General features: G+C 69.0%; 21 protein-coding genes. 17 read left to right on the top strand and 4 right to left on the bottom strand.

From position 1 onward, the window contains the following. Positions 1-109: 109 nt before the first annotated feature. The 15 genes from mraY (at position 110) to H5T77_RS01785 (ending at position 14,835) form a co-directional block, all read left to right on the top strand. Positions 110-1,228: a phospho-N-acetylmuramoyl-pentapeptide-transferase gene (mraY, locus tag H5T77_RS01855; RefSeq protein ID WP_292644384.1), complete on the top strand. Its 1,119-nt coding sequence runs from the start codon at positions 110-112 to the stop codon at positions 1,226-1,228. Next, a complete protein-coding gene (gene murD / locus H5T77_RS01850) occupies positions 1,228-2,685 on the top strand; it encodes a UDP-N-acetylmuramoyl-L-alanine--D-glutamate ligase (RefSeq protein ID WP_292644383.1) in 1,458 nt (485 codons plus the stop codon). The genes mraY and murD overlap by 1 nt, the downstream gene beginning before the upstream one ends. Positions 2,686-2,830: 145 nt before the next feature. Continuing rightward, a complete protein-coding gene (ftsW, locus tag H5T77_RS01845; RefSeq protein ID WP_292644382.1) occupies positions 2,831-4,123 on the top strand; it encodes a putative lipid II flippase FtsW in 1,293 nt (430 codons plus the stop codon). A gap of 13 nt (positions 4,124-4,136) precedes the next feature. Continuing rightward, entirely contained in the window at positions 4,137-5,213 is a 1,077-nt protein-coding gene (gene murG / locus H5T77_RS01840) for an undecaprenyldiphospho-muramoylpentapeptide beta-N-acetylglucosaminyltransferase (protein WP_292644380.1), read from the top strand. Continuing rightward, positions 5,210-6,628: a UDP-N-acetylmuramate--L-alanine ligase gene (gene murC, locus H5T77_RS01835; RefSeq protein WP_292644378.1), complete on the top strand. Its 1,419-nt coding sequence runs from the start codon at positions 5,210-5,212 to the stop codon at positions 6,626-6,628. The genes murG and murC overlap by 4 nt, the downstream gene beginning before the upstream one ends. Before the next feature lie 17 nt (positions 6,629-6,645). Next, positions 6,646-7,584, top strand: a complete 939-nt coding sequence (locus tag H5T77_RS01830) for a cell division protein FtsQ/DivIB (protein WP_292644375.1) — start codon at positions 6,646-6,648, stop codon at positions 7,582-7,584. 183 nt (positions 7,585-7,767) lie between these two features. Continuing rightward, positions 7,768-9,015, top strand: a complete 1,248-nt coding sequence (ftsZ, locus tag H5T77_RS01825; RefSeq protein WP_292644373.1) for a cell division protein FtsZ — start codon at positions 7,768-7,770, stop codon at positions 9,013-9,015. A gap of 43 nt (positions 9,016-9,058) precedes the next feature. After that, a complete protein-coding gene (gene pgeF, locus H5T77_RS01820) occupies positions 9,059-9,772 on the top strand; it encodes a peptidoglycan editing factor PgeF (RefSeq protein WP_292644371.1) in 714 nt (237 codons plus the stop codon). Continuing rightward, the gene (locus tag H5T77_RS01815; protein WP_292644369.1) at positions 9,769-10,473 is read left to right on the top strand and encodes a YggS family pyridoxal phosphate-dependent enzyme; all 705 of its coding nucleotides are present in this window, start codon (positions 9,769-9,771) and stop codon (positions 10,471-10,473) included. Before pgeF ends, H5T77_RS01815 begins: the two co-directional genes overlap by 4 nt. Before the next feature lie 116 nt (positions 10,474-10,589). Then, entirely contained in the window at positions 10,590-11,075 is a 486-nt protein-coding gene (locus H5T77_RS01810; RefSeq protein ID WP_141803932.1) for a cell division protein SepF, read from the top strand. Positions 11,076-11,227: 152 nt separating this feature from the next. Next, entirely contained in the window at positions 11,228-11,995 is a 768-nt protein-coding gene (locus H5T77_RS01805; RefSeq protein WP_292644364.1) for a DivIVA domain-containing protein, read from the top strand. A 459-nt stretch (positions 11,996-12,454) separates the two neighbouring features. Next, positions 12,455-12,883, top strand: coding sequence for a TraR/DksA family transcriptional regulator (locus tag H5T77_RS01800; RefSeq protein WP_292644362.1), 429 nt, complete (start codon positions 12,455-12,457; stop codon positions 12,881-12,883). After that, on the top strand, positions 12,856-13,452 hold the full coding sequence (gene lspA, locus H5T77_RS01795) for a signal peptidase II (protein WP_292644360.1): 597 nt from the start codon (positions 12,856-12,858) through the stop codon (positions 13,450-13,452). The genes H5T77_RS01800 and lspA overlap by 28 nt, the downstream gene beginning before the upstream one ends. Positions 13,453-13,481: 29 nt before the next feature. Further along, positions 13,482-14,390: an RluA family pseudouridine synthase gene (locus H5T77_RS01790; RefSeq protein ID WP_292644517.1), complete on the top strand. Its 909-nt coding sequence runs from the start codon at positions 13,482-13,484 to the stop codon at positions 14,388-14,390. Between the two features lie 4 nt (positions 14,391-14,394). Next, positions 14,395-14,835 (top strand): GNAT family N-acetyltransferase, encoded by a 441-nt coding sequence (locus tag H5T77_RS01785; protein WP_292644358.1) that lies wholly within the window; start codon positions 14,395-14,397, stop codon positions 14,833-14,835. Between the two features lie 119 nt (positions 14,836-14,954). On the opposite strand, the gene mmuM is transcribed toward H5T77_RS01785, so the two are convergent. Further along, complete coding sequence (mmuM, locus tag H5T77_RS01780; protein ID WP_292644356.1) at positions 14,955-15,839, bottom strand: homocysteine S-methyltransferase; 885 nt, start codon at positions 15,837-15,839, stop codon at positions 14,955-14,957. 161 nt (positions 15,840-16,000) lie between these two features. On the opposite strand from mmuM, the gene dnaE reads away from it, so the two are divergent. Next, the gene (gene dnaE / locus H5T77_RS01775; protein ID WP_292644354.1) at positions 16,001-19,585 is read left to right on the top strand and encodes a DNA polymerase III subunit alpha; all 3,585 of its coding nucleotides are present in this window, start codon (positions 16,001-16,003) and stop codon (positions 19,583-19,585) included. Next, positions 19,570-20,184: a hypothetical protein gene (locus H5T77_RS01770; RefSeq protein WP_292644352.1), complete on the top strand. Its 615-nt coding sequence runs from the start codon at positions 19,570-19,572 to the stop codon at positions 20,182-20,184. The genes dnaE and H5T77_RS01770 overlap by 16 nt, the downstream gene beginning before the upstream one ends. A 42-nt stretch (positions 20,185-20,226) precedes the next feature. Here H5T77_RS01770 and ybaK read toward each other — a convergent pair whose 3' ends face one another. From ybaK to H5T77_RS01755, 3 genes are all read right to left on the bottom strand, one after another. Continuing rightward, entirely contained in the window at positions 20,227-20,736 is a 510-nt protein-coding gene (gene ybaK, locus H5T77_RS01765) for a Cys-tRNA(Pro) deacylase (protein WP_292644350.1), read from the bottom strand. Then, complete coding sequence (locus H5T77_RS01760; RefSeq protein ID WP_292644348.1) at positions 20,736-21,398, bottom strand: LON peptidase substrate-binding domain-containing protein; 663 nt, start codon at positions 21,396-21,398, stop codon at positions 20,736-20,738. The genes ybaK and H5T77_RS01760 overlap by 1 nt, the downstream gene beginning before the upstream one ends. Before the next feature lie 241 nt (positions 21,399-21,639). Beyond that, positions 21,640-22,410 carry a hypothetical protein gene (locus H5T77_RS01755; protein ID WP_292644347.1) on the bottom strand — a complete coding sequence of 257 codons (771 nt, stop codon included), beginning with the start codon at positions 22,408-22,410 and terminating at the stop codon, positions 21,640-21,642. Positions 22,411-22,450: the final 40 nt, after the last annotated feature.

The raw sequence follows: 22,450 nt of genomic DNA, 5'->3' as shown, positions 1-22,450 counted from the left end.
AGAGCCGGCGAACCCGTAGGGAAGAATGCCCGGGGCCGGTGTCTTCGCTATGCACACCGGCCCGGGGGCAAGGACCAGGACGGCATGGCAAGGAAGGCACCCGGCTGACATGAGAGCGATCTTGCTGAGCGGAGCGATTGCGCTTCTGTTCTCGCTGCTCGGCACCCGATTTGCGATCGTACAGTTCACGAAGTTGGGCTACGGCCAGGAGATTCGCGAGGACGGGCCGACGACGCACCGCACCAAGCGCGGCACCCCGACCATGGGTGGCGTGGCGATCGTGATCTCGGTCGTCGTGGGCTACTTCGCGGCCAAGCTGCTGACCGGCGACGCACCGAGCGCGACGGCGTACCTGCTGCTGTTCCTCCTCGTGGGCATGGCCGCGGTCGGCTTCGTCGACGACTTCATCAAGGTCTTCATGCAGCGCAACCTCGGTCTGCGCGCCTGGTCCAAGATGGTCGGACAGACGCTGGTCGCGGTGGGCTTCGGCGCGGTGGCGATCCACCCCGGCCTGGCCAACGCCGACGGGATCACGCCGGCCGCCGACCAGCTCTCCTTCATCCGCGACTTCGGCCCGCACTTCCTCGGCGGCGACGGGATCTTCTACTGGCTCGGTGGAGCGCTGCTGCTGGGCATCTTCTGGATCATGGTCACCGGCACGTCCAACGCGACGAACCTGACCGACGGTCTCGACGGCCTGCTGGCGGCCTCCGCGGCGATCGTCTTCGCCGCCTACACGATCATCTCGATCTGGCAGAACAACCAGCGCTGCGGCCGTCCCTCGGTCGTCGTCGGCACCTGCTACGAGGTCCGCGACCCGCTCGACATGGCGATCCTCGGCGCCGCGATCAGCGGCGCGTGCATCGGCTTCCTGTGGTGGAACGCCAGCCCCGCGAGGATCTTCATGGGCGACACCGGCTCGCTCGCGCTCGGCTCCGTGCTGGCCGGCTTCGCGATCCTGTCGCACACCGAGTTCCTGCTGATCATCCTCGGCGGACTCTTCGTCACCGAGACGCTCTCGGTGATCCTGCAGACCGGCTGGTTCAAGATCACCCGCAAGCTGACCGGCACCCCGAAGCGGATCTTCAGGATGACACCGATCCATCACCACTTCGAGATGCTCGGCTGGGAGCAGGTCACCGTGGTGATCCGGTTCTGGATCATCACCGGTCTCTGCGTCGCGGCCGGGCTGGGAATCTTCTACGCCGAATGGGTGGCGACGATCTGATGACCGATCCTGACGACAAGCGCCTCGACGAGCTCGGCCGCAACGACTCCTGGGAGGGCGTCAAGGCGGTCGTGGCCGGCTTCGGCGTCTCCGGCTTCGCCGCCGCCGACAACCTCACCCACCTGGGTGCGTCGGTGATCGCGCTCGACGAGTCGCCCGGCGACGAGGAGCGCCAGGAGAAGGCCAAGCTCCTCGGCATCCTGGGCGCCGACGTACGCCTCGGCGAGGGTGCCACCCACGTGCTGCCCGACGACGTCGACGTCGTGGTCACCTCTCCCGGCTGGCGGCCCACCGCGCCGCTGCTCGCGCAGGCGCGCGAGCGCGGGATACCGATCTGGGGCGAGGTCGAGCTCGCCTGGCGGCTGCGCGACCCCGACAACGCCGCCGCGTGGCTGGCGGTCACCGGCACCAACGGCAAGACGACGACCGTGCAGATGCTCGACAACATCCTGCGTACGGCCGGGCTGCGGTCCGTCGCCGTCGGCAACGTCGGCCTGCCGATCGTCGAGGCCGTGATGGACCCCGAGCCCTACGACGTCTTCGCCGTCGAGCTCTCTTCCTTCCAGCTCCACTACACCTCATCGATGGCCGCCGAGGCCGCCGTCGTGCTCAACATCGCCGAGGACCACCTCGACTGGTACCCCTCGATGAAGGAGTACGCCGCCGACAAGGGCCGCGTCTACGAGGGCGTCGAGCGGGCCTGCGTCTACAACGTCGCGGACGAGGCCACGATGCACCTGGTCGAGGAGGCCGACGTCGTCGAGGGCGCCCGTGCGATCGGCTTCACCCTCGGCACCCCGGCCGTCGGCCAGGTGGGGATCGTCGAGGACATCCTGGTGGACCGGGCCTTCATCGAGGAGCGCCAGACCTCCGCCGCGGAGCTGTGCCAGATCTCCGACCTCGCCTCCGCCGCGCCCCACTACGTCCAGAACGCCCTGGCCGCTGCCGCGCTCGCGCGGGCGCACGGGGTCTCCCAGGCCGCGGTACGCGACGGGCTGAAGTCGTTCCGCCCCGACGGCCACCGCATCGAGGTCGTCGCCGAGGCCGGCGGCGTGACCTGGGTCGACGACTCCAAGGCGACCAACCCGCACGCCGCCCAGGCCTCCCTCCAGGCCTACGACCCGGTGGTCTGGATCGCCGGCGGGCTGGCCAAGGGCGCCCGCTTCGACGATCTGGTCGCCTCCGTCCACGACCGGCTGCGGGCCGTCGTCCTGATCGGTCAGGACCGCGACGTCATCGCCGCCGCCCTCGCCGCGCACGCGCCCCAGGTCGAGATCGCCGACATCGTGACCGCCGACGGCCAGGCGGCCATCGCCGAGGCCGTCGAGATCGCTACCGCCATCGCGAAGCCTGGCGACACCGTGCTCCTCGCCCCCGGCTGCGCCAGCCAGGACCAGTTCCGCGACTACAAGGTCCGCGGCGACGCCTTCGCCGAGGCCGTACGCCGCCAGCTCTGACTTGCCGGTCGAGCCGCCGGAGCCGCTCGCTGGCGCTCGCGGCTCGACCAGCGGGCGGCGACACGCGGGGAAGATGCGCCGCGAACGCCGAGACGGCCGCGAGAATGTAATCGACGTACGTCGCACCGCAACTGGGAGGTAGGCCGTGACGACCACCAGCCCCGACCAGACCGGTTCCGGCTCGGCCGAGCAGGCCAAGGCGTACCCGAAGTCGGTCCTCGGCTATCTCAAGGCCTGGTTCCACGCGCTGCGGGTGGCGCTGAACCGGCCGTTGGCCGCCTACTACCTGCTGCTCACCAGCACCGCCCTGCTGCTGACCATCGGGCTGATCATGGTGCTGAGCGCCTCGAGCGTGTGGTCCTACAAGTATCTGGACAACTCCTACGCAATCGTCGGGCGCCAGGTGCTCTGGGTGATCATCGGCGTCCCGTGCGCGTTCATCGCCTCCAGGATCAGGCCGAAGCACCTGCGCCGGCTGGCCTGGCCGGGGTACATCGTCGCCTGCGTGCTGCTCTTCCTGACCATCTTCCTGGGCCATGACGTCAACGGGCAGCAGAACTGGATCGGGGCCGGCCCGGTCAAGATCCAGCCGAGCGAGATCGCCAAGCTGGGGATCGTGCTCTGGGCGGCTCACGTCTACGCGCTCAAGGAGCGCCGCCTCGACAGCCTCCACGAGGTGCTGATGCCGGTCCTGCCCGGCATCGCGCTGGCCACCGGGCTCGTCCTCGCCGGCAGGGACCTCGGCACCGCTCTGGTCTTCTTCGCGATCGTGCTCGGCATGCTCTGGGTGGTCGGCGCGCCCGGGCGGCTGTTCGGGATGGCGATCTCGATCATCGGCGTCTCGGTGCTGTTCCTGATCAGCACCGACACCGAGCGGCTGGCCCGCCTGACCAGCTTCGCGGACCCGTTCAAGGACTACCACGGACAGGGCTGGCAGCCCTCCCACGGTCTCTACGCGCTCAGCTCGGGCGGCATCCTGGGGCAGGGGATCGGTGCGTCGCAGCAGAAGTGGGGCGACCTGCCCGAGGCCCACACCGACTACATCTTCGCGGTGCTGGGCGAGGAGCTCGGCCTGGTCGGCACGCTGCTCGTCGTCGGCCTCTTCCTGACGCTCGCCTTCGCGCTGGTCAAGGTCGCGCGCCAGACCGACCGGCCCTTCGTCCGCTACTTCAGCTTCGGCGTGCTGGTCTGGCTGCTCGGCCAGATGATCATCAACGTCGGGATGGTGCTCGCGCTGCTGCCGGTCATCGGCATCCCGCTGCCGCTGGTCTCCTACGGCGGCTCGGCGCTGATCCCGTCGATGGTCGCCCTGGGCGTCGTCATCGGCTTCGCCCGGCGTGAACCCGCGGCTGCCGCGGCGCTGAAACACCGTAAAGCCCTGGCAAAGGATCGGGCGCGCCAGGCAGCCGCCTACCGGTCCGGCCGCCGCAACCGATAAGTTCTGACGCATCATGAAGGCCCTCCTCGCCGGCGGTGGCACCGCCGGACACACATCCCCCCTGCTCGCCACGGCTGATGCTCTGCGCCGTCTGGATCCGAGCGTGGAGGTGACCTGCCTCGGCACCCCTCGCGGCTTGGAGAACCAGGTGGTGCCCGCTGCGGGCTACCCGCTCGAGCTCATCCCCCCGGTCCCGATGCCGCGACAGCTCAGCAGCGACCTGCTGAAGGTGCCGACCAACCTGAAGGGCGCGGTCGAGGCGACCTACGAGGTGCTCGACCGGATCCGGCCGGACGTCGTCGTCGGCTACGGCGGGTACGTCTCGATGCCCGCCTATCTCGCCGCGAAGCGGCGGCGCATCCCGATCGTCGTGCACGAGGGCAACGCGATGCCAGGGCTCGCCAACAAGGCGGGCGCCCGGGTCGCCGACCGGGTCGCGGTGAGCTTCCCGGACACCAAGCTGCCCAAGGCCGAGTACATCGGGCTGCCGATCCGCCGGATGATCTCGACGATGGACCGCTGGGCGCTGCGCGCCGAGGCGCGCAGCTTCTTCGGGCTCGACCAGCACCGCCCCACGATCGTGGTCACCGGCGGCTCCCAGGGAGCCCGGACCATCAACGACTCGGTCTCCGGCGCCTACCGGGCCCTGGCCAGCAACGGGATCCAGGTGCTCCACGTGATCGGCCCGAAGAACGAGCTGGTCTCGCCCGGCCCCGGCTACCACGTGCTCAACTACGTCGACCGGATGGACCTAGCCCTGGCTGCGGCGGACCTGATGATCTGCCGCTCGGGCGCCAACTCGGTGATCGAGGCGAGCGCGGTCGGGGTGCCGGCCGTCTACGTACCCCTCCCGATCGGAAACGGCGAGCAGTCGCTCAACGCGAGGGCGGTCGTCGACGCCGGTGGCGCCATGCTGGTCGCCGACGCCGACATGAACGCCGGCTGGGTCTCCGCCAACGTGCCGCCGATCGTCACCGACCGTGCCCGGCTCGAGGCGATGTCGAAGGCCGCCAGCGACCTGGTCCCGCGCGACGCCGACGAGCGGCTGGCACGGATCGTGCTGGAGACGGCGCAAGGAGGTCAGGCATGAGGGTTCCGGTTCCGGAGCACATCCTTCCGGCCGAGCAGCTGGGCAGGGTCCACTTCATCGGCATCGGCGGTGCGGGTCTCTCGGCGATCGCCCGGGTCATGCTGGCGCGCGGGATCGAGGTCTCCGGCAGCGACGGCGCCGACTCCTCGATGGTCGCGGCGCTGCGCGAGGAGGGCGCGACCGTCTTCGTCGGTCACGACGCCTCCCAGGTCGACGGCGTCGACACCCTGATCGTCTCCACCGCGATCCGCGAGGACAACCCCGAGTACGTCGCCGCGCGCGACAAGGGCCTGCGGATCTATCCGCGCTCGGCCGGTCTGGCCTCGGTCATGGAGGGCCGTCGCGTCCTCGCCGTCGCCGGCACCCACGGCAAGACCACGACCACCTCGCTGCTCACCGTCGCCCTGCAGGCCGCGGGTGCCGCGCCGACCTACACGGTCGGCGGCGAGCTGGCCGCGTCGGGCACCAACGCCGCCGAGGGCACGAGCGACCTGTTCGTCGCCGAGGCCGACGAGTCCGACGGCGCCTTCCTGGTCTACAAGCCGTACGCCGCCGTGGTCACCAACGTCGAGGCCGATCACCTCGACCAGTGGGGCACCGAGGAGGCCTACCGCGAGGGTTTCGCCCAGTTCGTGGGGCGGCTGGCTCCCGACGGTTTCCTGGTCGCCATCATCGACGACCCCGGTGCCGCCGACCTGCGCCACGTCGCCCACTCGCTCGGCCGCCGCTTCGTCGGCGTCGGTGAGTCGGAGCTGGCCGACGTACGCGCCGTCGACATCGTCCTGGAGGGCACCACCTCCTCGTTCACCGTCGTCGACGGGCTCGACGAGCTGGGCAGGATCACGCTGCAGATCCCCGGGCGCCACTACGTCGCCGATGCGCTGGCAGCCCTCACCGTGGGCCTGCGCCTGGGCCACTCCTTCGACCTGCTCAAGGCGGGGCTGGAGTCCTTCACCGGCACCCGGCGCCGGATGGAGCGCAAGGGAGAGGCCGCAGGCGTACGCGTCTACGACTCCTACGCCCACCACCCCTCCGAGATCGCCGGCGACCTCGTCTCCGGCCGGTCCGTGGCTGGGGAGGGGCGGCTCGTCGTCGCCTTCCAGCCACACATGGTCTCCCGCACCCGGATCTTCGGCGAGGAGATGGGCCGTGTGCTCGGCGCCGCCGACGAGGTCGTCGTCCTCGACGTCTACCTGGCCCGCGAGGACTACGACCCCGAGGTCACCGGCAAGCTCGTCGCCGACGCGGTCCCGCTGCCGCCCGACCGGGTAGCGAGCGTCTCCGGGCTCGAGGAGGCCGCTGCCGAGCTGGCCCGCCGCGCGCGTCCGGGTGACCTGGTTCTGACGCTCGGGGCAGGTACCGTGACCGAGGTGGGCCCGATGGTGCTCGCCGCGCTGCGTACGGCCGAGCAGTAACGCTGGGGGAGGCGAGCATGGGGGAGAAGGGGCCGGGCGTCGACACGAGCGAGGCGGTGGCCGCGGGAAGCACGGACTCCGAGATCGCCGAGGCCCTGGAGATCGCCCAGTCGGCGTCCGGGGAGCGCGAGATCGACCTCGCATCGGAAGAGGCGAGGTCGGGCTCCGAGTCGCGCAACGAGGCGAGCGCGGAGCCGGACGGCCCGGTGGTCGACGCGGCGACCCTCAAGAGTCGCAAGGCGTTCGCCCGCCGCCAGTGGCGGCGGCGCTGGCTGGCGTGGCGCTACCTCATCGTCGGCACCTTGGTCATCGCCCTCCTGCTCGGCGGGATCTGGGCGGTCTACTTCTCCACCTGGCTGCAGGTCAAGGGCACCTCGGTGCACGGCACGATGAAGATGACCAGCGCCAAGGAGGTCGTCGAGTTCGCCGCGGCCCCGATCGGGGAGCCCCTGGCCACCGCCGACCTGGAGGCCGTGCAGGTGCGGGTGCTCAACGGCCTGCCGATGGTGCGCTCGGTCAACGTCTCGCGGGAGTGGCCCGACAGGATCCGGGTCGACGTCACCGAACGTACGCCGGTGGCGGTCGTCTCGATCGGCGGGCGGCTGCGCGCGCTCGACGAGACCGGCACCGTCTTCTGGAGCTACAAGAAGGCACCAGCCGGCCTGCCGATGGTGAGCACCGTGACCGGCACCAACTCCGACGCGCTCCGCGAGGCGGCCGCAGTGGCGTCGGCCCTTCCTGCCGACCTGGCCAAGAAGGTCGACTACGTCGAGGTCACCACCGTCGACTCGATCTCGCTCGAGCTGCGCAACGACAAGCGTGTGGTCTGGGGGAGCAGCGCCCAGTCCGACACCAAGGCCGACGTGCTGGTCGCGCTGATGAAGGCGGAGCCCGACGTGGCACGCTACGACGTGACCGTGCCGGGCCAGCCCGTCACCAGCAAGAGCGTCGGCTGATCTTCTCTACCGGACGGCAACGGATCCGCACAACTGATCCGCATCCGCGTGTCGCGCCAGTTTGAGGACGTACGTCTGCCTACTGTTCTGAGAACGGCGAGGTTGACATAACTATAACCCTCAGGCTGAGGGTAAGGGTTGAACCGGCCGTAAGGACCAACCAGCGATTAAGGGGCGACCACCGTGGGAGCTGCACAGAACTATCTGGCGATCATCAAGGTCGTCGGCATCGGTGGCGGCGGCGTCAATGCTGTCAACCGGATGATCGAGGTCGGCCTCAAGGGGGTCGAGTTCATCGCCATCAACACCGACGCGCAGGCGCTGCTGATGAGCGACGCCGACGTCAAGCTCGACATCGGTCGTGAGCTCACCCGCGGTCTCGGTGCCGGCGCCAACCCGGGCGTGGGGGAGAGCGCCGCCGAGGACCACGCCGACGAGATCGAAGAGGTCATGAGGGGCGCCGACATGGTCTTCGTGACCGCCGGCGAGGGTGGCGGCACCGGCACGGGTGGCGCTCCGGTCGTGGCTCGGATCGCCCGCAGCCTCGGCGCCCTGACCATCGGTGTGGTGACCCGCCCGTTCGCCTTCGAGGGCCGCCGTCGCGCCAACTCCGCCGAGGAGGGCATCGCCAAGCTCCGTGAGGAGGTCGACACCCTCATCGTCATCCCCAACGACCGGCTGCTGTCGATCTCGGACCGCAACGTGTCGGTGATGGACGCGTTCCGCCAGGCCGACCAGGTGCTGCTCCAGGGCGTCTCCGGCATCACCGACCTGATCACCACGCCCGGCCTGATCAACCTCGACTTCGCCGACGTGAAGTCGGTCATGTCCAACGCCGGCTCGGCGCTGATGGGCATCGGCTCGGCCCGCGGCGACAACCGCAGCGTCGAGGCCGCCGAGATGGCCGTCTCCTCGCCGCTGCTGGAGGCGTCGATCGACGGCGCCCACGGTGTCCTGCTCTCGATCGCGGGCGGCTCCGACCTGGGTCTCTTCGAGATCAACGAGGCCGCCGCGCTGGTCGCCGACGCGGTCCACCAAGAGGCCAACATCATCTTCGGTGCGACCATCGACGACGCGCTCGGCGACGAGGTCCGGGTCACCGTGATCGCGGCCGGGTTCGACGGTGGCATGCCCAAGCGCCGCGAGGGCCAGTCGGCGCTCGGCACCGTGCAGGGCCGTGCCAGCGCCCCGCAGCCCGCCAACAACGGTGAGAACGCCGCCGTTGCGACCGCGGTCGCCACCCGGCGAGCCGACGAGCCCGAGGAGACCCCGGACCCGGCGCCGGCACCGGCCAAGCCGGCCCCCGCCGCCCCGGCGACGCCTCCGCCCGCGGCCCCGCCGGCCGAGCCCGCTCCGGTCGCCAAGAAGCCCGCCCCGAGCGTCCAGCAGTACAGCGACGACGAGCTCGACGTTCCCGACTTCCTCAAATAGCCACAGCCTCAAGTAAGCACAGTCAGTCTGAAGTAGGTCCCGCTTGTATTCCTTTCGAGCCTCCGCAGGCCACGTCGACCTGGCGTTCACCGACAGGTACGGCGGGGTCAGCCGTGCTCCGTACGCCGAGCTCAACCTGGCGGTCAACGGCTCGGACTCGCCGGAGGCGAAGGCCGAGAACCATCGTCTGCTGCTGGCCGACTTCGCCGACGGCGCCCCGTACGCCGACCTCTACCAGGTCCACGGCGACGTGGTCGTCGACGCGGAGTGCGGCACCCGTCCCGAGGCGGACGGGATCGTCACCGCCGAACGTGACCTGGTGCTGCTGGTCCGGACCGCCGACTGCGTACCCGTGCTGTTCGCCGACGAGGCGGCCGGTGTGATCGGCGCGGCCCATGCAGGCCGCAAGGGGATGGCGGTCGGGGTCGTGCCCGCGACCATCGCCCGGATGCGCGCGCTCGGCGCGACCCGGATCAAGGCCTGGGTCGGACCGCACGTGTGCGGCAAGTGCTACGAGGTGCCTGCCGAGATGCAGGAGGAGATCGCCGCGGTCGAGCCGGCCGCGCGCGCCACCACGAGCTGGGGCACCCCCAGCCTCGACGTGGGCGCCGGAGTGCTCGCCCAGCTCGCCCGCGAGGGTGTCGAGACGGTCGACGCCAGCCGCTGCACCCGCGAGTCCGAGGACCTCTACTCCTACCGCCGCGACGGTGTCGGCATGTCGCTGGGCGCACTGATCCGGCTGCGTGGTGCCCGATGACGACCAGTCGCACCGAGGAGATCGCCGCCGGGCTCGCCGAGACCCGCGAGCGGATCGCTACGGCTGCCACGGCCGCCGGACGCCTCGCCGAGGACGTCCACCTGGTCGTGGTCACCAAGTTCTTCCCGGCCTCCGACGTACGCATCCTGGCCGGTCTCGGCGTCACCGACGTAGGTGAGAATCGTCACCAGGAGGCTGCGGCCAAGGCGGCCGAGTGCGCTGATCTCGACCTGCGCTGGCACTACATCGGTGGGCTCCAGTCCAACAAGGCGGCGGCCGTGGCCGGCTATGCCGACGTGGTCGAGTCCGTCGACCGCTCCTCGCTGCTGCCCCGGCTCAGCCGCGGCGCCGGCGAGCGCGGCCAGATCATCGACGTACTCCTTCAAGTCTCCCTCGACCCGCCCGGGCGCGCGGGTCGGGCCGGGGCGAATCCCGGTGACGTACGCGACCTCGCCACTGAGGTCGTGGCGACCGACGGTCTCCGCCTACGGGGCCTGATGGCGGTCGCTCCTCTGGGTGAGGAACCGGAGCCCGCCTTCGTCCGCCTGGCGCGGATCCGGGAGGACTTCCTGGTCGAGCATCCCGAGGCGACGGTGCTGTCGGCGGGGATGAGCGGAGACCTGGAGCAGGCGATTGCCCATGGCGCGACACACGTACGTGTCGGGTCCGCGGTCCTCGGAGAGAGGCCAACTGTCAAGTAATGTCTCGGTCAGCAATACTTTGGGGAAGGTGGCGGCATGAGTGAGCGTCAGCGAACGGCAATGAACCTCAGGCCGTTGCGTCCGTATTCTTGCGCTTGCGCTACGGAGGCGGCGGCATGAGCGGCGCGATGCGCAGGTTCGGTGAATACCTCGGCCTGCTCGAGGACACCGGCTACGACGACGATGTCTACGAGGGTGACGACGACGAGACCCGCTCCCACCAGGCCGTCAAGGCGCCGGTGCGGTCCAAGCAGTCGCGCCCGGCTCCGGTGGCTGACCTTTCCGAGCGGCGACGAGCAACGGTGGTGCCCGCAGTGGCAGAACTTTCCAAGATCATCACGCTGACCCCGACGTCCTACAACGAAGCGCGTCAAATCGGCGAGAACTATCGCGACGGCACGCCGGTGATCATGAACCTCACCGAGATGAACGATCCGGACGCAAAACGGCTCGTCGACTTTGCGGCCGGCCTGATCTTTGCTACCTATGGGAACATCGAGAGGGTCACCAACAAGGTGTTTCTCATCTCACCTGCGAATGTCTCGGTCACGGCTGAGGCCAAGCAGCGGATCGTTGAGGGCGGCTTCTTCAACCAGAGCTGAAGCCTTCGGCACCTGCCTGTGAGCGTCTGGATGCGGTCCGCATCTGGCATGTCTATGGACAGGCGCTAGAGTTTCGACAGCATTACCTGATGCCGCCCCCCGGCGGTGCAGTCCGTACGTCTGAGTCAACCGAGTAATGAATGGGTGAGGTCATGCCGCTGACGCCAGAGGACGTGAGCAACAAGCGCTTTACTCCCGTCCGGCTCCGCGAGGGCTACGACATGGGCGAGGTGGACCAGTTCCTCGACGAGGTCGAGGCCGAACTGGCACGTCTCACCCGGGAGAACGACGACCTTCGCGGGAAGTTGGCATCTGCGCAGTCGGGTGGGGGTCCGTCCTTCCCGATGGCTCCCGAGCCGCCTGCTCCTGAGCCCATGCCGGCTCCTGAGCCGGTATCGCACCAGATGCCGATGTATCAGGAGGCACCGCAGACCGGCGGAATCGAGACGATCCGGGTCGAGACCGTGCCGGAGGCGTCCAACGCCGCCGCGCGCCTGCTCGAGCTGGCCACGCGCAACCACGACGCGCTCATCGACACCGCGAAGAACGACGCCGACAAGATCGTCGGCGAGGCCCGCACCAAGGCCGATCGTCTCGAGGCCGAGTCGAAGGCGAAGGCGGACCGCATGGAGGCCGACGCGCGCACCCGTGCGCAGATGCTCGACAGCGAGACGGCCGAGCGTCGCCAGCAGCTCTTCGGCGAACTGGAGCGGGAGAAGGACAACCTGACCACCGAGGTCGACACGCTGCGCAACTTCGAGCGTGAGTACCGTTCGCGTCTGAAGAGCTACTTCACGCAGCAGCTCGACGCGCTCAACAACTCGGCTGAGTCACAGGCGCCCGTCATGGCGGCCGCCGTCAACGAGTCGGGCCCGGCGCCCAAGCGTCTGCGCTCCATCCTGGGGGAGGACGAAGGCTGAGGCCTTCGTAGTCAGGCTTCGTCGGCCGGTCCTGCATCGCGGGGCCGGCCGACGCGTACGTCCGCTGCTGTCTCGGTGCCCTTCAGGGGGCACGAGTTCTAGCAGGTGAGGCCGGTTCTGTATGTGGAATCGGCGATTTTTCCGCGCTGCGGACCAATATCCGTGCAGTTTCGGTGTGTTTGTTGAGTGGCGCCCGATCCCGGGCTACATTCCGGGCACGCACTCCGCGCCGACTCGGCGGCGCGAAGTGATGACAGGAGAAAGGGGACTCCATGTCCGTATCCATCAGCGGTCGTGCCAGCACGACCGCTGGACGCATCTGGGTGGTGCCGTCCGAGCTTTCTGGGAATACCAGCCTCTCGATCATGGCTTCCACGTCGGTGGCCACGGCGAGCGCGTAGCCAACCTGACCACTTGCGCGGCCCGGGGGGCCGTGTCTCACACCAGAAAGCGAGTGCCGTGCCTAAGAAAGCAACCAAGACCGTCGTCTCTCCTGACCAGCTGAAGGTCAAGGACGGCGACGACCCGTGGACCGCGGATGAGCTCAACGAGGTCGTCGACGAGCTCCATGAGATGAGGGCTCACAGCAACGAGGTGCTCGTCGCCCTCGAGACCGAGCTCTCCGGCCTGATGAAGGACTCCGGCGACGGTGCCGGCCAGGATCAGGCCGACATGGGAGCGACGAGCTTCGAGCGTGACCACGAGCTGACCGTGGTCAACAGCGAGAAGGACAAGCTGGCCCAGATCGAGCGTGTCCTGGGACACCTCGAGGATGGGACGTACGGCATCTGTGAGTCCTGTGGGGAGCCGATCGGCAAGATGCGGCTCATGGCGTTCCCGCGTGCCACACTGTGCATGACATGCAAGCAGCGCGAGGAGCGTCGCTGAGCGACGCGCATACCGGTCCTGAGTCCGACGTGCGTCCTGTTCGATGGGCGGAGTTCGCGGCCGTCGCAGTGCCTCTGCTGGTCATCGACCAGCTAACGAAGCTCTGGGCGGTCGCGACACTCGTTCCCGGGCAGCCGCAGGAGCTGGTCGGCTCGGTGCTCCAGCTCAACATCATCCGCAACCCGGGAGCTGCCTTCTCGGCGGGGACCGGCTACACCTGGATCTTCACGACGCTCTCGATCGTCGCCACGATCGGTGTGCTCTGGTTCGCCCGCCGGGTGCGTCACCGCGGCTGGGCCTTCGCGCTCGGCATCCTGGTCGCCGGCATCAGCGGCAACCTGATCGACCGGCTGGCGCGTGAGCCCGGGTTCTACCTCGGGCACGTGGTGGACTTCCTGCAGCTGCCCAACTGGCCGATCTTCAACGTCGCCGACATGTGCATCAACGTGGCCGCGGTGATGATCGTGGTCCTCACGTTCAAGGGGATCGGGCTCGACGGGTCGATCGACGGCGCCTCCGACGAGGCCGAGACCGGCTCTGCGACCAGCTCCGAGGGCGAGGCGAAGTGAGTTTCGGTCACGCCGACCAGCGCACGCTGATGGTGCCCGACGGCCTGGAGGGAGAACGGGTCGACGCCGTCATGGCGCGGCTGTTCGGTCTCTCCCGCACCCGCGCCGCGGAGCTGATCGCCGAGGGGCTGGTGACCGTGGACGGCTCGCCGGTGGCCAAGAGCGACCGGGTCGGCGGCGGGTCGATGCTCGACGCCACGATCCCGTCGCTGGCCGACCCCTTGGAGATCAAGCCCGAGATCGTCGAGGGCATCAAGATCGTCTACGACGACGATGCCTTCGTGGTGATCGACAAGCCCGTCGGCGTGGCCGTGCACCCTTCGCCGGGCTGGCAGGGCAAGACGGTCGTCGGTCACCTCGTGGCCGCGGGCTTCCGGATCTCCACGTCGGGTGCCAAGGAGCGCGAGGGCATCGTCCAGCGTCTCGACGTCGGCACCTCGGGCGTGATGGTGATCGCCAAGTCCGAGCACGCCTACTCCGTCCTCAAGAACGCGTTCCGCAACCGGACGGTCGACAAGACCTACCATGCGCTGGTCCAGGGCCACCCCGACCCGCTCGAGGGGACGATCGACGCACCGATCGGGCGCAACCCGAAGTACGACTACAAGTTCGCGGTCCGGGCCGACGGACGTCACTCGGTGACCCACTACGAGACGCTGGAGGCGCATCGGTTCGCCTCCCTGCTGAAGATCCACCTCGAGACCGGGCGCACCCACCAGATCCGCGTCCACATGTCGGCGCTGAAGCACCCGTGCGTCGGCGACCTCACCTACGGCGCCGACCCCGCTCTCGCGCGGCGCGTCGGGGTCGAGCGGCAGTGGCTGCACGCGATGCGGCTCGGCTTCGAGCACCCGGAGACCGGTGAGTACGTCGCCTTCGAGTCGACCTACCCCGACGACCTCCAGCACGCGCTCGATGTCATTCGCGACTCCGACTGAGGCGGTGCTCCGCCCTGCGGAGCCCGAGGACATCGCCGAGATCGTCAGCACCTACATCGAGGCCCGCGCCGCCGCGCCGATGCCCGCTCCGATCTACCCGGAGTCGGACATCCGGGAGTGGTTGGCGGTCAAGGTCCTGGCACCCCAGAAGGGGGCGCAGGTCTGGGTCGCGGAGGTCGCCGGCGTGGTCTCTGCTTTCGTCGCCTTCACCCCGACCTGGCTCGACGACCTCTTCGTGCATCCCCGCGTGCAGGGCGCCGGTCTGGGCGCGATGCTGCTCGATCTGGTGAAGTCGCTGGCCCCCGACGGCTTCGGCCTCTGGGTCTTCGAGATGAACACGCCCGCGCGAGCCTTCTACGCCCGCCACGGCCTGCGCGAGGTCGAGCGCACCGACGGCTCTGCCAACCAGGAGAAGACCCCCGACGTACGGATGTCCTGGCCCTAGCCGAGACGACCGGAGCGAGGTCGAGCGGCGAGCTTGCTCGTCCGCTCGCGCCGAGCGAGGGAGTGACCGCGCGAAGCGCGGAGGCGTCACTCCGGTCGGCCGAGATGGCAGCGCGATGCCTACTCGGCCGACGTACCTGACGCCTCGGCCTGCGGTAGTGACGTCTCGGCTGCGATGAGGGCGATCTCGGCGGGGCCGACGCGGCAGCAGCCGCCGACGTACGCGGCCCCGGAGCGCACCCAGGAGAGGGCCTCGCCGGGGCGGAAGTGGGGAGCTCCGGACCAGGCGCCGTCGACGTAGGTCTCACCGGTGTTGGGGTAGACGACGGCGGGCTCGCCGGTGGCGGCGGCGAGCTGGACGGCGGCGGGGACATCGGCCGGGTCGCAGCAGTTGACGCCGACGGCGACCACCGAGCGGATGCCGGCGGCCAGCGCCAGGGCGTCGGCCAGGGGCTGGCCGGCGCGGGTGCGGGTGCCGGCGCAGGAGTAGGAGAACCAGACCGGGAGCCCGATGTCGTCGAGAAGGTCGACGAGCACCTCGGCCTCCTCGGTGTCGGGGATGGTCTCGACCGCGATGAGGTCGGGGTCCTCGGTCTCGAGCAGCGCCAGCCGGGGCGCGTGGAAGTCGCGCAGCGTGGCCGCGGTGACCCCGTAGCGGCCGCGGTACTCCGAGCCGTCGGCGAGGTAGGCGCCGTAGGGCCCGATCGAGGCGGCGACCAGGCGTCCGGGGGCCTCCTCGGCCACCTCGCGCGCGATGCGGACGCTGCGGCGCAGCAGCTCGGTGGCGTACGTCTCGGTCATCCCGGCCTCCACGAACCCGGGCACGCTCGCCTGATAGCTGGAGGTCGTGGCGACGTCGGCGCCGGCGGAGAAGTAGGCGCGGTGGACAGCCGCGATCTCCTCGGGCGACTCGTCGAGCAGCCGAGCGGTCCACAGGGAGCCGGACACGTCATGGCCGCGTGCTTCCAGTGCGTTGGACAGGCCGCCGTCGAGGATCGTCACCACAACTGGAGACTGTACGTCGGGGCGCCCGAGAAACGCCCTGGGGCGTCGACGAAACTGTCGGCGCCGCCAGATAGTCTGTAGTCCTTCCCCCAGGTCGTCCGTTTGTGCACGGGCTCCTGCGCCCGCTCCATCCGTTCGACCTCGAGGAGGGCTCTACGCCAATGGCGGCCGGCTCCAAGGACTCTTTCGTCCACCTGCACGTCCACACCGAATACTCGATGCTGGATGGTGCCTCGCTCCTCGACGGGCTCTTCAGCCGCACCGCCGAACTGGAGATGCCGGCGATCGCGATGACCGACCACGGCAACATGCACGGGGCCTACGACTTCTGGAAGAAGGCGAAGGCCCACGACGTCAAGCCGATCATCGGCATCGAGGCGTACATCACCCCCAACACCCCGCGAGGCGAGCGCAAGCGGGTGCGGTGGGGCCGCGGCGATCAGGCGCAGGAGGGCGGCGACGACGTCTCGGGCGGTGGTGCCTACACCCACATGACGATGTGGGCGGAGTCGACCGAGGGGATGCACAACCTCTTCCGGCTCTCCTCCCGCTCCAGCCTGGAGGGCTACTACTTCAAGCCGCGGATGGACAAGGAGATCCTCGCCGAGCACTCCAAGGGGATCATCGTCTCCACAGGATGCCCCTCCGGTGCCATCCAGACCCGGTTGCGGCTGGGTCAGTGGGACGAGGCGCTCAAGGAGGCCGGTGAGCTCCAGGACATCTTCGGCAAGGACAACGTCTTCCTGGAGTTGATGGACCACGGCATCTCCATCGAGAAGCGGGTCCGCGACGACCTGCTCAAGCTCGGCAAGGCGATGAACATCGCGCCCGTGGCCACCAACGACTCCCACTACACCAACCCGGAGGACGCGGGCGCCCACGAGGCACTGCTGTGTGTCCAGTCGGGCAGCCGGATGACCGAGCCGCCCTACTCCAAGGGCGGCAAGCGGTTCGCGTTCGAGGGCAGCGGCTACTACATCAAGACCGCCGCCGAGATGCGTGAGCTGTGGGGGCGACAGGACCTGATCGAGGCCTGCGACAACACTCTTCTGATCGCCGAGCGCTGCGACGTCCAGTTCACCGAGTCGACCGGTGGCTACATGGCGCTCGCCGATATCCCCGAGGGCGAGACCGAGGAGTCGTGGCTGCGCAAGGAGACCTGGCGCGGCATCGAGCTGCGCTACCCGGGCGAGAAGACGACCCAGGAGGTCCGAGACCGCGTCGAGTTCGAGATCGACGTGATCCTGCAGAAGGGCTACCCGGGCTACTTCCTGGTGGTCGCCGACTTCATCCAGTGGTCGAAGGACAACGGGATCAGGATCGGCCCGGGGCGTGGCTCGGGTGCGGGTTCGATCGTGGCCTACGCCCTGCGGATCACCGATCTCGACCCGCTCGAGCACGGACTCTTCTTCGAGCGGTTCCTCAACCCCGAGCGTCCCTCGATGCCCGACTTCGACATCGACTTCGACGACCACCGCCGCGGCGAGACGATCAAGTACGTCATGGACAAGTACGGCGCGGAGAAGGTCGCCCAGATCGCCACGTTCGGGCGGATCAAGGCCAAGCAGGCGATCAAGGACGCCGCCCGCATCCTCGACCACGGCTTCGCGATCGGCGACCGGATCACCAAGGCGCTGCCGCCCGACGTGATGGGCAAGGGGGTGCCGCTCAAGGAGCTGTTCAACCCCGACCACAAGCGCTACGGCGAGGGCGGCGACTTCCGTGCACTGCACGACACCGACCCGGACGTGAAGAAGATCTACGAGACCGCGATCGGTCTCGAGGGCCAGATCCGGCAGACCGGTATCCACGCCGCCGGCGTGATCATGGCCTCCGAGCCGATCATCGACATCGTCCCGCTGATGGAGCCGAAGCAGGACGGCCAGGTCGTCACCCAGTTCGAGTATCCGACCTGTGAGGCGCTCGGCCTGGTCAAGATGGACTTCCTGGGCCTCTCCAACCTCCACACCCTCGAGGACGCGCTGGACAACATCCGCGCCAACCGCGACATCGACCTGGTGCTCGAGGAGGTCCCCTTCGATGACAAGGCGACCTACGAGCTGATGCAGCGCGGCGACACGCTCGGCGTCTTCCAGCTCGATGGTGGCGGCATGCGTGCCCTGCTGCGCTCGATGCTTCCCGACCGGTTCGCCGACATCACCGCGGTCTCCGCGCTCTACCGTCCGGGCCCGATGGGCGCCGACTCCCACAACAAGTACGCCCACCGCAAGAACGGCCGTGAGCCGATCGTGCCGATCCACCCCGAGCTCGAGAAGCCGCTCGAGGAGGTGCTGGGGGAGACGTACGGCCTGATCGTCTATCAGGAGCAGGTGATGTCGATCGCCCAGGTCCTGGCGGGGTTCACGCTCGGACAGGCGGACAACCTCCGCCGTGCGATGGGCAAGAAGAAGAAGGCCGAGCTCGACAAGCAGTACGCCGGGTTCCAGGCAGGCATGCTCGAGCGCGGGTACTCCCAGAAGGCGATCGACACGATCTGGGAGATCCTGCTGCCGTTCTCCGACTACGCCTTCAACAAGTCGCACTCGGCGGCCTACGGCGTGGTCACCTACTGGACCGCCTACCTGAAGGCCAACTACCCGACGGAGTACATGGCCGCGCTCTTGACCTCGGTCAAGAACGACAAGGACAAGATGGCGATCTACCTCAACGAGTGTCGCCGGATGAAGATCGCGGTGCTGCCACCGGACGTCAACGAGTCCGCCCACGACTTCACCGCGGTCGGCTCCGACATCCGCTTCGGTCTGACCGCCGTGCGGAACGTGGGCGCTCAGGTGGTCGACGGGATGATCGAGGCGCGCACCACGAAGGGTCGCTTCGCGGACTTCAACGACTATCTCTCCAAGGTGCCCGAGCGGGCCTGCAACAAGCGAGTGATCGAGTCGCTGATCAAGGCCGGGGCCTTCGACGACATGAAGCACCGCCGCCGCGCGCTGGTGGCGATCCACGAGACCGCGGTGGACCAGTACATCGACATCAAGCGCAACGAGGCGATCGGCCAGGACTCGCTCTTCGGCGGCCTCGACGAGGACGGCGGCGACGGCTTCGGCGTCTCGGTGGCCATCCCCGAGATGGACGAGTGGGACAAGATGACCCTGCTCGGACACGAGCGCGAGATGCTCGGCCTCTACGTCTCCGACCATCCGCTGATGGGCCTCGAGCACGTCCTCGCCAACGGCACCGACTGCACCATCGGCCAGCTGATGACCGACGAGTCCCGGCCGCACAACTCCACCGTCACGGTCTCCGGGCTGGTCACGAACGTCAACCGGCGGATCACCAAGAAGGGTGACGCCTGGGCGACGGTGACCTTGGAGGACCTGGAGGGTTCGGTGGAGGTGCTGCTCTTCCCCTCGTCCTACCAGCTGGCCGCGCCGCACCTGGTCGAGGACTCGGTCATCCGGGTCAAGGGCCAGCTCTCCCGCGACAAGGACCAGCCCGAGCTGCGCGGCCAGGAGGTCACCGTCCCTGACCTGACCGGCGGTCCGGGCGCCGCGGGCGGACCGGTGGTGATCTCGCTGCCGTCGACGCGGTGCACGCCGCAGGTGATCGCATCGCTGCGGGACGTACTGACCACCTATCCCGGAGTAGCCGAGGTCAGGCTACGGTTGATGACACGGGACGCGACCCGGGTCATGAAGCTCGATGACCGGCTGAGGGTGGCACCGACTCCCGAGCTGTTCGCCGACCTCAAACAACTCCTCGGACCAGGATGCCTGACAATCTGATCGTGCCGCCGCCGCCCAGTCTCCACGCGCCCGTTCGCCGCCCCGCGCGCCCCGACCTGTCCCGCCCGGTGCTGGTCCAGGTGGCCATCATCGTGGCCGGGTTCGTGGTCGGCGGTCTCGCGGCGGGTCTCGCCGCGGCCACCCTGTGGACCCCACCGACCGGGATGGTGCTCGAGGACAAGTGGTATCGGGGCCTCATCTCGATCGACCCACCCGCGATCGGACAGAACATCGACCAGGGCGTCTTCGCGGCGACCGCATGGTTCTCGGTCTGCGCGATCGTGCTCGGCCTGCTGGTCGGCATAACGGCCGCCGTCTGGCTCAACCGCTCCGAGCTCGTCACCCTCGCCACGGTGACGGTCGGCGGAGCGATCGGTGGCGCCCTGATGCTGCTGGTCACCTCGCTGCTCTCACCCGAGGACCCGAACGGTCTCGCGAAGGGCGCCGCTGACGGCACCGTGCTAGAGGACAGCTTCCAGCTCGCCTCGCCGTGGCTGGTTCTGCTGGTCCCGGGATCGGCGATGCTGGCGCTGATGGTCATCTTCCTGATGTGGGCGCCGCACCAGGTCGACGACCGGGAGGCCCAGCCCGGCTCCTGAGGTCGGTGTGCTCGCGCCCGGGCAGCCGCGCCGGGACGGGCTCTATCTGGCGATCGGTGCGGTGGTCGCGTCCGTGATCCCGACCAGGTCCGCCGGGGCGAGCTCGAGGTCGAGTCCCCGTCGCCCGCCGGAGACGTAGACGGTCTCGTACGCCGTCGCCGACTCGTCGAGGACGGTGGGGTGGGAGCGCTTCTGGCCGACGGGGGAGATGCCGCCCGCGACGTACCCCGTGGCTCGCTCGGCGGCGGCGACGTCAGCCATGTGTGCCTTCGCGCCCCCGAGGGCGCGAGCGAGCGACTTGAGGTCCAGCTGGCCGGTGACCGGGACGATGCCGACCACGAGCCTGCCGTCGAGCGAGGCCATCAAGGTCTTGAAGACCCGCTCCGGCTCGACGCCGAGGGCCTCGGCGGCCTCCAGGCCGTAGGACTCGGCCCGCGGATCGTGCTCGTAGGGGTGGAGCGTGTAGTCGATGCCGGCCCGGGTGAGGGCGACGGTCGCCGGAGTCCCGCCGGCTCGCTTCCCGGCCTGCTTCCCGGCCTGCTTCTTCGGCATCAGTTGGGGGACCACTTCGTGCGGGCGACCTCGGTGGCGGGGAGCGAGGGGATGACGTTCATCGCCCTGAGCTCTGCTCGGAGCAGGTCGGTGACCATGCCGAGCCGGATTCCGGCGTCGGGTGCCTCCAGGAGAGCCTGCCGGTCGGGCATCGGCAGGGGAGTGGTGGCCGAGATGGTCCAGGAGAGGAACTCCGGGTCCTTGGGGAGCGATCCGGAGAACGGGTCCTCGCGGAACTCGAGCAGCGCAGCGCGGTAGGCGGTGAAGGTGGCCCGGGCGGTGTCGACGATGGCGTGCGGGACGGCGACCTGCTCCTCGGGGATCTCCTCGATGTCGGCGACGGGGAAGTCACCGCTGCTGACCAGGCCGTCCATCCGGATCCGATCGACGGCGAGCACCTCGAGATCGAAGGAGCCGTCGTGGTGCTGCTCGACCTCGGTGATCAGCAGCTTCACCCCGACGCGGTAGAGCGACTGGGCCCCGGTCTCGCCGACCTCGTAGCCCTCGCGGATCGCGACCGTGCCGAAGTGGCGCTCCTCCTCTTCCTGGCGGAGCAGATGGTGCACCATCGCGCGGTAGCGGTCCTCGAAGACCCGCAGCGGCAGCGTCACGCCGGGAAACAGGACCGCGCCGATCGGGAACATCGGCAGGCGCTCGTTCACGCCGCCACCTCCGTTGCGCAAGCGCCAGGATACGGAGGCGGCGGCGTGATGTCTGCTTGGTTCACTCGCTGCCGCTCGTTCACGCGGCCACCTCCGTTGCGCAAGCGCCAGGATACGAAGGCGGCGGCGTGGTGTCTGCTTGGTTCACTCGCTGGCGCTCATTCACGGGCACCAACCTATGGGGGCCGCGGGCATGTGCGCCCGCGACCCCGCCGGTGTTTCTCAGTAGCCGTCCGATCGGTCAGGCGTCGTAGGTCGCCCGGTCGATCTTGGTGTGGTAGTGCTGGCCGGTGGCAGAACCGAGGAGCGCCCCGACGAGCATCACGGCCAGCAGTACGAGGCCGGCGATCGCCGCGCCCCAGCCGATCTGGTCGGTGCTCAGGCCCACGCTCGGCAGGTCGACCTGCTGCATGATCTGCTGCATGACGTTGTAGCTCGAACCGAACAGTGCGCCCGCGACGGCCGCGATGATCATCACCGCGATGGCCACGATCCACACGCCCAGGCCCTGTCGGCGGGCGTCGAAGCGGGACATCCGCGCCGCGACGTACCCTCCGGCGTAGTAGCCGATGAAGAGGACCACGGCGAACGTGATCGCGGCCGCGATGCCGGCCGAGTCCGCCATCGACTGCAGATCGGTCCGGGTCCAGTTCTGCTCGGCGCCGACCGCGGAGGCGACCGCGGAGATGATCCCTCCGAGCAGGACGGTCAGGCCGACTGCGACGAGCCAGCCGAAGAAGCAGGCGCCCCAGTTGAAGCCCCCGTAGGTGTCGTGGAGAGCAGCACGCCGGCCCTCCTGTGCGTGACGGTGGTGCTCGACGGCCTCTCCCTCACGGGGGTGGCCGACCGGGCCGGTCGAGCCGGCGGTGCTGTGCCGGGGGTCGACGCTGTTGTCGTGGCCGACGACCGCAGGGCCGCCAGGGTCGCGGGTCTCCGCGTGGTTCTCGTGGGTCCCCGGGTGGCTCTCGTCGGCATGCTTGTGATCTCTGTGGAAAAGTCCGCTCAGTGCCATGACGATCCCTCCTGTAGTGGGTCAGCCCTCCGGGTACCCG

Origin of the sequence: Nocardioides sp. (assembly GCF_014360585.1) — a bacterium.
Lineage (GTDB): Bacteria > Actinomycetota > Actinomycetes > Propionibacteriales > Nocardioidaceae > Nocardioides.
This window is presented reverse-complemented; position numbering and strand designations above follow the sequence as displayed.